Here is a 10,352-nt window from a genome sequence, read left to right as displayed (position 1 = left end):
CAGCCGAGACCGCCACGGACACCGTCGCCGATGCCGATTCCGCGCCCTTGGCATCGGCGGCCTTATAGGTAAAGGTCGCGGTGAACGGTGCGGGGACCGTGGCCGGTGGTGTGTAGGTCACGCGCGTACCATCGGTGCTGACCACGCCCTTGCCGGAGTCCGGTTGCTCCAGCCCCACCACTTTCAATGGCACATTACCGTCAGGGTCGCTGTCGTTGGCCAGGACGTTGATGATCACCGGTTGACCGGTGTTGCTGATGGCGCTGTCGGGGTTGGCGATCGGTTTTTGGTTATCGCCGTCGTTATTGGTACGGGTATCGCCAGTGCGGAAGGTCGGCAGCGCGGAGGAGTTGACGTAGGTGACGCCGTCCCAACCGGGCAGGGGCGCAGGCATCAACTGGAACTGGCCGGGGTGCTCGACATCCCAGCGCAGCAACATGGACGTGTCCTCGTGCTGGGTGTTGTGGCAGTGCTCCATGTAGGTCCCGGCGAATTCGCGGAAGTGGATCGCCATTTCCACATCCACTGAACTGTCGATGCCGTCGCCGATGCGATAGACGTCCTTGCGCGCCCATTTTTCCCACTCTGGTGGGGCCTTGCCGTCGCGGTTGAGGACGATGCCTTCTTCGAAGTGCACGTGCACCGGGTGGTTCCAGCCGTTGCCGCCGCTCTTGATTTTCCACACTTCCAGGGTGCCGTCGCCGGAGAATCCGGCAGGGGTCGGGCCGTTGGCCAGTTGCGGAGCGGCGCTGATGATTCGAGGGTCCATGGGGAAGCCGAATTCACCACCGTCGGTCTTGATCGTCCAGGGGGCCTCGTCGGTGCCATCGGAGCGGCCGAAGATGAACTCGCGATGCCGCGCCACATTGAGCTTGGCCTGCACCGCCGGATCATCGCGGTTGAGGGTCAGCGGGATCAAGCTCTTGCCGGCCGGTTTGCCCGGCTTGGCGGGTTCGTAGTCGGCAGGGTTCATGCTCACGTCCTGGCCGGCATACGGCTTGACCACCAACTGCAGGAACTTGCCCACCGCCGGGTCGCCGCCGTCCCATTCCAGCCCTTTGCTGCCCAGCTTGAGCACCGCCTTGTACTTGCCGGACAGGACATCGGCCAGGCTCAGCAGTGTAGCCTCCGGCCCCTTGCCGTCGTGGTGCTCCATCAGGTTGACGAAGTACAGCTTGTCGCCGGTGTTGATCCCGTTTTTCGCGAAGTTGACGATGATGTCATAACGCTCGGCGATGCCCATGGTGGGCAGGATGGCGTTGTGGTTCTGCGGGTCGCCGTCACCTTCCAGGTCCATGCTGCCGTCGAACGGCACGGCGTGTTCCATAAGGTTGCCGTCGTTGGCAATCAAGTGGAACGGCACGCGGCTATAAGACAGGCCGGAACCTGCCGGGCCGGGGAATTCGCCGCCGGTGCCGGCGATTTCACGCACCAGCGCGATCCTGAAGTAGCGCGACACCGAGCCGTTGAGGATGCGGAAGCGATAGCTGCGCGCCCGCACATTCAGGCGCGGCTGATACTGCCAGTTGACCAGGACCTGATCGCCGAGGAAACCGTCGGTGTTGAACGGGTTGAACCACAGTTGGCCGTTTGCGTCCCAGGCCTTGTCGGCCACCAGCAGATTCACATCATAGTCGCGGTTGCCCCAAGGCAGCGCCGAACCGCTGGGCAGGCGCAGGTTGACGCCGTCTTCGAAAGCTTCGTTACCGCGATCCAGGGCGCTGTAGTAATTCATCATCACCGCGTTGCCCTTGTAGACGTTCTGCGCGGTGAAATCGACCATGTGGTCATGGAACCAGTGGGTGCTCATGGTTTCGCGCCAGTCGCCACGGATCTTGATGCTGCCGTTGTTGCAGGCCTTGAGGCCCGGCGTGGCATCGTTGACGAACAGGGTTTCGCCCGCAGCGCAGGGGAACGCCGCGCGCGGATCCTGAGCGCTGGTGTTGATGGTGTCGTAACCGGCCAGCTGGATCGGCCAGCGATAGTCGTAGTACTGCCCCGGAAAGAAAAACGCACCGGAAAAGCCGTCGCTTTCGGCCGGGGAGTGGCCGTTGTGTTCGTGGGTGGTGAGTGTGTGCAGACCAAACCCCATGTTGGCCGACGGATCGATCGGCAGGGCGTTGTAGTGGCGCATCAGCACCGGTTGACCGTACCGCACCATCAACAGTTTGGGCGGAAAGGTGCCGTCGAAGGTCCAGAGTGCCTTGTGGTTCTGAATCGGCATGTTGGGGTGAAAACGGGTATTTATGCCTTTGGTGGTGCCCGCTATGGTCGGTGTGTCCGAGGTCTGGTTGTAGAGCCCGCCAGGCCCGAACTCACCGACGGCGTAGTTGTGCATTTGCCGGCGGTCGCGCATGCCGCTGTTGAGCTGGGCGCCCGCTTGCACGGTCTTGAAGGCGACCTGTGGGAAAAACTCGTTCCAGCGCTGGTGCGACCAGCCTTTTCCAGGTGGACGACCTTCGGCCGGCGAGCCGACCGGATGGCGGTTGAGGAAGGCTTCGACCTGCGTTTTCCATGGGTTGCGGTCCAGCACGTTGGAAAACTGCGACGGAAACGGGAACAGCCCCGGCTGGCGCATGAAGGCTTCCAGCGCCGAGGGCGAAGGGCCGCTGCGGGCGATGTTGTTCGGGTCCTGGGTGGGCGCCGGGCCGACGATCGGAACCGGGAAGGTCAGGGGCGGTGCAGGCAGTGTCGGGTCGAGTTTTTCCGTGCCGAATTCTTCGAACAGCAGCAGCTGCTGGGTGTACGGCTGGGCCCCGAACAATGGGCTGGGCTTGCCATTGGTGGGGATTTTGAAGGAGGTCTGCAGGGCCGGCGGCAGCACGTTGTCGGTCGTCGGCGTGGTGCGGGTGCCAAACACGCCATTGGGCAAGGCGATGGAGCCCTGGTTGACGGGTGGCATGGCCCGTAAGGCAGCCGCCGCGGCATCGAGGTCGGCCGGGGGATTGCTGAATGCCGAGGGGTCCGTCGGTGGTGGCGGGCCGAAATCATCCAGTGGCACGGCGTTGGCGGTAGTCAGGGTAAGGAGCATCGCACAGGGCAGGCATGACCTGCGCAGCAAGGCGATGGAGTTGCATGATGGAGTCGCGCGTTTCATTTTTCACCCCTCGCGTCATGCCGAATCTGGCAAGCCCCGCCGTCGCCATGATGTCCGGGACGACAGCTGTTGCGGGTACTTGGGGTTGTGCAACTAATGAGCCACTACCATGGGTCGAAGAAAAAGTTCAAATTAATTAACTAATTGTTTCTGAATATTTCAATTTGAGGTCGGGGCGGAGTGGGGAACGTTCCTCAAGTTAGGTGGTAAACCCCCGGTTGGGTGGGTGTAGTACCCCATTTGTGGGGTTAGTAGCGGCCCTGTTTCACCGGCCGTATTTGGTAGGGGTTGCTTGCCTTAAGGCGACATGGATTTGACTGATCGAGAAGGGGCGCTTCTGGCCGATCAGGCTATGGAAAGTAAATCTGCCCTTTTTTCTGTTTTTCAACCAATTTTCTCATGTATGGCCTTTTGCAATCATTGCGTGCTCTCTAGAATCCGTCTAGCACTCCGGCCATGGAGGCGCTATGCCATCAATTAAGGAAGCCATCATGCAAATTGGAAAAATTCTGGGGTTAGCCTTGGTACTAGGGCTGAGCGGTTGCGCCAGCTTCACCAAGGATGAAGTGGCTCCGGTGAATCTGCCGTCTATGTCGAGCTATTCGAACAAGCCGAATGTGTATGTGGATTTCGATTTCTACCAAGGTGCGCCAAAAAGCGCTTCAGCCGTTGAAATTCCACAAGCGCGCGACATGCTCAAGCCTGAACTTCAAAAAGTGCTGAGCGATTCCGGGCTCTTCGGTCGCGTCACGCTGGACGAATTTCAGAAGCAGCCTGGCGATTACAACCTGCGCCTCAAGGTTTACAACCACCCGCCTGGTGGTGGTCAGCTTGTCATGTCCTTTATCAGTGGGCTCACTATGACCATCATCCCTACGATGGTCACTGATCAATACACCATGAGTCTCGAGGCGCTTGACCAACAAGGGCTGGCAATCAGCAATACCAGTAACCATGACTCGATCAATACCTGGATGGGTATCTGGTTTGTGCCTTTGATGGGTAATACCCCGAAAGCGGCGATTAGCGATACCTTCAGCCGCCAGGTCAATGCGTTGCTCAAACAAATGGTAGAGAGTAAGAGCCTGAAATATTCGGCACTCGATTCCGGCGTGTCACGGATATGATAAAAAAAGAGCCGCAATTGCGGCTAATGCCAGTCAGTTAAGCAATTTCAGCCGCGACACCTTTGTAGCAGCTGCCGAGCCCGCGAGGCTGCGTTCGGCTGCGAAGCAGTCGTGAGTCCAGCTGACGCGGTCTGCCTGACGTACCGCAATGACTGATTTTACGACTGCTTCGCAGCCGAACGCAGCCTCGCGGGCTCGGCAGCTGCTACAGATCGCATAAGCGCTTAACTGACTGGCATTACGCAATTGCGGCTCTTTTCTTTACCCTCATTTAAGGGCCTGTATGAACTGCGGGTCGCTGTACAAGGTCTTCAGCAAATCACGAACCATCGGGTTGTAGGCATTGGCGGCGTTCGGGATCGCAATGGCTCCGAAAAAACTGCTGTCCCACTGGCGGCTCACGTTCTTGGTCGCGTCGTAAACCACCTCATTGCCCTTGAGCAATGTAAAGCGGGCAGCGAGCTGGCCAGTACCGGTACCCACTCCTGCCGTCAGCTCATTCTTGACCAGCAATACATCCAGGTGCCGCTGTGCTTGCGGATTCAGCAGGCCTGCTCGGCGCAGTTCTTCGTTGATGGCCTCCTGAATATGCAGAGGGATGCTGCCACTCGGCGAGCTGATCGGATTAGCCCGAACAGTCAGCGAGCCCTGGCCAGAGTCCGCCTTCACCTGAGCATTGCTGATTGATTGCAGTGGTGGAGTCTGCTTGAGCTGTTGGACGTTCTCGTAACTCGGCTCATAACGCGTCATGGTTACACCACAACCTTGCAGCAGCGCGAGCAGTGGGACGATCAGGAAGGACTTTTTCACGGCATTTCCTTGCATGAGTGTAGGGGGGGAGCTTACCGTAAGATGGCATATGGCCATTAATCAAGTTTCAACTTTTGGCTGAGAAAAGGTGCGGATTTTTTTGCTTTCATGAGGCAGGGTGGGCGTTTCTGGCCGATACGTGCCTGTCGTGAAGGGTCGCAATCACCATCAAGCGGTTGCGGCAACATCGCCACTTGGACTTTGCTGTCCTTGCCGGCACGCACCACCCAGCATAAAAAAGGGACAGACCACGATTTCAGGTAAATACCGAGCCGTCGTGATCTGTTCCCTGTTTCCGCGCGGCCGTTTTTCCATGTCTGGCACAACTACCCTGACATCGGTGGGCCTATACTTTAACGATCGGCACACTCGATGTGGCATGTAGTCGTGTTTGATGCATGGGGGACGCGTCGAGCGATCGTTCACGCAGGCCACGGCCTGCCTTCGTCGTAGGGAGAAAACATTCATGGCGCGTAAATACATCGACTGCCGCGAGTTTCCGAGCGACTCCCACTGCTCAATCGCACTGTCCGCAGACTCTGAAAACGAACTGCTTGAGGCCGCCGCGCAGCATGCGGTCAGTGTTCACAAGCACACCGACACACCAGAACTGCGTGCTCAACTGAAGACGATGTTTCACGACGGAACCCCGCCCGTTGAAGCTCCGCGTCCTGCTTGGCACCCAGGGGTTTCAGAGGAGTGATTGTCATCCACCTCTGCGCCTCACAAACTCGACTTTCAGGCGCGCTTGGGGAGCTTCCAGTTCGGGCGGATGAAGTGGCATGTGTAGCCGTTCGGTATACGTTCGAGGTAATCCTGGTGTTCTGGTTCCGCCTCCCAAAAAGGCCCCGCTGGTTCGATTTCGGTGACTACTCGGCCTGGCCACAGGTGTGAAGCATCGACATCGGCAGCGGTGTCCTCGGCAATGTCGCGTTGCTGTTCGTTGAGGTAGTAGATCGCCGAACGATAGCTGGGGCCCAGGTCATTACCCTGACGGTTGGGCGTGCTGGGGTCGTGTATCTGGAAGAAGAACTCAAGGATCTGCCGGTAGCTGATCACGGCAGGGTCGAAGACGATCTCGATGGCTTCGGCGTGGTTGCCATGGTTGCGATAGGTGGCATTCGGCACATCGCCGCCGGTATAACCGACCCGCGTGTGCAGCACACCGGGATAGCGCCGCAGCAGATCCTGCATGCCCCAGAAGCAGCCGCCGGCGAGAATGGCAGATTCGGTTTGTCTGGTCATGGTCTGTCCTTCCTCTCGGGAGCGTTGTGTATAGCCACTGTTATGAGGGCGTGTTGGCCAATTCCAAGGTTTCGCGCAAATAGAACTGGAATGACCGTTGTCGGGCCGCTTGCTGCCTGATGCCAAGGGCAAAAAAAGCCCGCTCAATGGCGGGCTTCGTATTCGGCTTTTCCTATGGCAGGTGGCCCAAACTCCTGCGGAATTCGACCTCCAGCTTTCGACAAACTTCTGCGACAACGTTTTTCCCGACTGCCGGGCCGGAGTAGCTGTTTACGTCCTCGCGGCATCGTTCGACGGCCTCTCGGGCCTGCGTTCCTTCCTTGTCTTCCGATGTGCTGCTGACATAAAAGCCGAAAGCCAGGTACAAGGTGATGGCGATAATGATTCCGACGACGATCTTGCTGTCCAGGCCCATTCTCTTTTCTGACGGTAGTGGCCACCCAGGTGGGATTGGTTTTTTTTGCCTGAGATCAGATTGGCAGTGTTTGCATAAGATGGCTTCAGCCATGATGACTTCCGCGCAATAGGGGCAACTCTTTTTTCCAGCCTCCACAGATGAAACTCCTTTTTCAAAACAGGATTCTATCATTGGGCCTGAGGGGGGTTGAGGGACGCGTCGCCGGGAATGTGTTGTGAGTGACTAAACCCGCTGCATGCAGCGCAAACAAAGCGTGCGCCTGATCAGGCACCCGTTTTTGTTTATTCCGCTGCTTGTGCTCGCAAGCGTCGGCCGATCACATCCATCAAATCGCAGCCATCGCGCAACGGAATGACCAGCAACTTGGAAAAGTCCTCCAACACCACGGTGTCGCAACCGACGAACAGGTCGCCAAACCTGGTCGCCATTTGGGCGACGGGGCGGACTAAAAGCTCCATCAAGATCGTGGGCAAGGTGAGGAATTCCGAGGCTTACGTAAGATCCGTATTGATGAAACTTCAGACCTTTCACATAACGTCGCTGGAAATATAAACACAGACCTGAGATGTTCACGGCCCCCTTGGATTGAGCCACCCACGCTATCCTTGATCATCGCTCACGCCGTCGAGATGGACCTTCCCGAATGCAAACCCCGAACCCCCAGCGCCCCCTCTGGAAAACCTACCTGTTTTTCCTCGCCCCGATGGTCCTGTCGAACTTCCTGCAATCCATGTCCGGCACGGTCAACAGCATCTACATCGGCCAGATGCTCGGCACCCAGGCGCTGGCGGCGGTGTCGGGGATGTTCCCCATCGTGTTTTTCTTCATCGCCCTGGTGATCGGCCTTGGCGCTGGCGCAGGGGTGTTGATCGGGCAGGCGTGGGGGGCGCGGGAGACGCATCTGGTGAAGGCGATTGCCGGGGCGACGTTGTTGTTGGGGGTGTTGATCGGGTTGGTGGCGGCGGTGGTGGGGAGTGTGTTTGCGCGTTCGGCGTTGGTGGGGTTGGGGACACCGGCGGATGTGCTGGACGATGCGGTGGCGTATGCCCATGTGATGTTGTGGATCATGCCGTCGCTGTTGGTGTTTGTGTTGTTCACGCAGTTGCTGCGCGGGGTGAGCGATACCTTGTCGCCGTTATTGGCGCTGGTGGTGTCGACCTGTGTGGGGTTGGCGCTGACGCCGGCGTTGATTCGCGGGTGGTTGGGTTTTGCGCCAATGGGGATTCAGAGTGCGGCGATTGCCGGGTTGGTGGGTAACCTGGTGGCGATGGGGCTGCTGGCGTGGCGCTTGATTGGCAAGGGCCATGCGCTGGCGCCGGATCGCGAGTTCTTTGCGGCGATGAAGCTGGACATGGCGATCATCGGCAAGGTGCTGCGCATCGGTTTGCCCACCGGGTTGCAGATGGTGGTGTTGTCGCTGTCGGAGTTGGTGATTCTGGCGCTGGTGAACCAGCATGGTTCCCAGGCGACGGCGGCATATGGCGCGGTGACGCAGATCGTCAATTACGTGCAGTTCCCCGCGCTGTCGATTGCGATCACCGCGTCGATACTCGGGGCGCAGGCGATCGGGGCGGGGCGCATCGAGCGCATCGGGCCGATTTTGAAGACCGGGCTGATGATCAACATATGTTTGACCGGTGGTCTGGTGGTGCTCGGGTACTTGTTGTCGAGCTGGTTGCTGGCGTCGTTCCTCACCGAAAAGGCGACGCTCAACATGGCTGAGCACCTGTTGCACATCATGCTCTGGAGCCTGTTGGTGTTTGGTTTCCAGGCGATCATCGGCGGCATCATGCGCGCCAGCGGCACGGTGATGGTGCCGGTGGCGATTTCCATTGTTTGCGTGGTGGGTGTGCAGTTGCCGGCGGCGTATCTGCTGGATGCGAAGTTTGGATTGCAAGGGGTGTGGATGGCGTTTCCGGTGGCGTATCTGGGGATGCTGGTGTTGCAGACGCTGTATTACAAACTGGTGTGGCAGCATCAGAAGATTGAGCGGTTGGTGTAGTTGGTTTTTTTGATTGCCTGTTCGCGATTGTGGTGGTTCAGTTGATGTAGAGGTTGACTGTACTGACGTCTTCGCGGGCAAGCCCGCTCCCACAGGGACGGTGGTGTTTGTAGTCTTGTGCACACTGAGAATCAGGCATTTCATCAGTGGGAGCAGGACTCACCGACAGGCGCGATCGCCTGGGGAGGTTTTCATATGAACCCCTTGTCCCATTCCATCCTGCAAGACAGGCCGGCAGCCGGGCGGCGTTTGGTTGAGCCGTTGCTGCCTTACGCCAATCGCTCCGACGTCATCGTTCTGGCCTTGCCCCGTGGCGGCGTGCCGGTGGCGTATGAGGTGGCCACGGCGCTGAAGGTTCGCCTGGACCTGATGCTGGTGCGCAAGCTCGGCGTGCCGTCCCACCCGGAGTACGCCATGGGCGCGATTGCCAGCGGCGGTATCCAGATCCGTAATGAAGAGGCGCTGCGGGTGCATCCGATTGCCAAGGCTGCATTCGACGCCGTGGTCGAACGGGAAAGTCGCGAGCTGTTGCGCCGCGAACAGGTCTACCGTGGTACGCGGCCTGCGGTGCAGCTCAAGGATCAGGTAGTGATCCTGATCGACGACGGCCTGGCCACCGGTGCTTCGATGAGGGCGGCGATCCAGGCGCTGCGGGCGCAGGCGCCATCGCGCATCGTGGTGGCAGTGCCGGTGGCACCGATCGAAACAGTGGAGGCGCTGCGCAGCGAGGTGGATGAGTTGATCTGTCCGCTGATGCCCGAGTGGTTCACCTCGATTGGCCATTGGTACATGGATTTTTCCCAGACCTCGGATACCGAAGTGATCGAACTGTTGCAGCGGGGGTGGCAACGCGGGGAGTGCGGGTAGCGCACGGCCATCGGCAGGTGGTCGCAAATCAACGGGTGAGGTGGAATTAACGCCGGTTGTTTGCTTAAGTCCATCTGATGCCACCCGATCCGTGCGGCACGTCAACTCAAGACGGGAGCCCTCCCGGAGAGTGCCATGAACCTTCGATCCGCGCGTTGCGTCGCTCTGGCCGGCACGCTGGTGTTCGGCCTGGTGCCGTTTGCGAAAGCCGTGGAATACAAGGATGTGAACGCCAGGGCCAGCACCTTGAGTTTCACCTATGAGCAGATGGGGTCGAGAGCCTACGGCACCTTTGGCAAGTTCAAGGCCAAACTCGACTTCGACACCGATAACCCAGGCGCCGGCCATGCCGCGCTGACCATCGAGCTGAACAGCATCGACGCCGGCAGCAGCGACGCCAATACCGAGCTGCAAAAACCGGCGTGGTTCGACACCGCGACTTATCCGGTAGCGACCTTCCAGTCGACGTCCATCAAGGCCCAGGGCGATAACCGCTACACCATCACCGGCAAGCTTTCCCTACGGGGGCTCACTCGGGAAGTGAGTGTGCCGGTGCTGCTCAAATCGGAGAGCGCCATCGGCATCTTCGAGGGCGAACTGGTGCTCAAGCGTGACGACTTCAAGATCGGCGAGGGCGAGTGGGCGGACAGTGTGGTGTCCAACGAAATCAATATCCGCTTCCGGATGGTGGCGCCGCAGCGGTAGCTACCAGGCACTTCGCCGATAGAGCCGACAGTCAACAAACCCCACCTCGGTCCCACCGCCCGCCGCACAAAAGAAAAACGC

At 59.1% G+C, this 10,352-nt stretch carries 10 protein-coding genes; 6 read left to right on the top strand and 4 right to left on the bottom strand.

Features of this window, described 5'->3' with window-relative positions; translation table 11 throughout:
• On the bottom strand, positions 1-3,031 hold a 3,031-nt coding region (locus tag PMI34_RS14220; RefSeq protein WP_238538784.1), incomplete at its 3' end, for an Ig-like domain-containing protein.
• 557 nt (positions 3,032-3,588) lie between these two features.
• On the opposite strand from PMI34_RS14220, the gene PMI34_RS14225 reads away from it, so the two are divergent.
• Positions 3,589-4,224: a hypothetical protein gene (locus tag PMI34_RS14225; protein WP_032829664.1), complete on the top strand. Its 636-nt coding sequence runs from the start codon at positions 3,589-3,591 to the stop codon at positions 4,222-4,224.
• A gap of 267 nt (positions 4,225-4,491) precedes the next feature.
• Here the strand turns inward: PMI34_RS14225 and PMI34_RS14230 are convergent, their stop codons facing one another.
• Positions 4,492-5,034 (bottom strand): hypothetical protein, encoded by a 543-nt coding sequence (locus PMI34_RS14230; protein ID WP_008049997.1) that lies wholly within the window; start codon positions 5,032-5,034, stop codon positions 4,492-4,494.
• A 466-nt stretch (positions 5,035-5,500) separates the two neighbouring features.
• Here PMI34_RS14230 and PMI34_RS14235 point away from each other — a divergent pair, with 466 nt between their 5' ends.
• Positions 5,501-5,737 (top strand): DUF1059 domain-containing protein, encoded by a 237-nt coding sequence (locus PMI34_RS14235; RefSeq protein WP_008049996.1) that lies wholly within the window; start codon positions 5,501-5,503, stop codon positions 5,735-5,737.
• Between the two features lie 35 nt (positions 5,738-5,772).
• Here the strand turns inward: PMI34_RS14235 and msrA are convergent, their stop codons facing one another.
• A complete protein-coding gene (gene msrA / locus PMI34_RS14240) occupies positions 5,773-6,279 on the bottom strand; it encodes a peptide-methionine (S)-S-oxide reductase MsrA (protein WP_008049994.1) in 507 nt (168 codons plus the stop codon).
• 97 nt (positions 6,280-6,376) lie between these two features.
• On the opposite strand from msrA, the gene PMI34_RS28790 reads away from it, so the two are divergent.
• Positions 6,377-6,706 (top strand): hypothetical protein, encoded by a 330-nt coding sequence (locus tag PMI34_RS28790; RefSeq protein WP_157222725.1) that lies wholly within the window; start codon positions 6,377-6,379, stop codon positions 6,704-6,706.
• A gap of 272 nt (positions 6,707-6,978) precedes the next feature.
• On the opposite strand, the gene PMI34_RS28785 is transcribed toward PMI34_RS28790, so the two are convergent.
• Positions 6,979-7,155 (bottom strand): hypothetical protein, encoded by a 177-nt coding sequence (locus PMI34_RS28785; RefSeq protein WP_008049992.1) that lies wholly within the window; start codon positions 7,153-7,155, stop codon positions 6,979-6,981.
• A 185-nt stretch (positions 7,156-7,340) separates the two neighbouring features.
• Between PMI34_RS28785 and PMI34_RS14245 the strand changes: the two genes are divergently transcribed.
• From PMI34_RS14245 to PMI34_RS14255, 3 genes are all read left to right on the top strand, one after another.
• Positions 7,341-8,699, top strand: a complete 1,359-nt coding sequence (locus PMI34_RS14245) for an MATE family efflux transporter (protein ID WP_008049991.1) — start codon at positions 7,341-7,343, stop codon at positions 8,697-8,699.
• 195 nt (positions 8,700-8,894) lie between these two features.
• Positions 8,895-9,566 (top strand): phosphoribosyltransferase, encoded by a 672-nt coding sequence (locus tag PMI34_RS14250; protein ID WP_008049990.1) that lies wholly within the window; start codon positions 8,895-8,897, stop codon positions 9,564-9,566.
• A 135-nt stretch (positions 9,567-9,701) separates the two neighbouring features.
• Positions 9,702-10,271, top strand: coding sequence for a YceI family protein (locus PMI34_RS14255; protein WP_008049989.1), 570 nt, complete (start codon positions 9,702-9,704; stop codon positions 10,269-10,271).
• The last annotated feature ends 81 nt before the right edge of the window (positions 10,272-10,352 follow it).

The organism is Pseudomonas sp. GM74 (assembly GCF_000282455.1).
Lineage (GTDB): Bacteria > Pseudomonadota > Gammaproteobacteria > Pseudomonadales > Pseudomonadaceae > Aquipseudomonas.
Note: the sequence above shows the minus strand (reverse complement) of the source record. Positions and strands in the feature narration are given on the sequence as shown.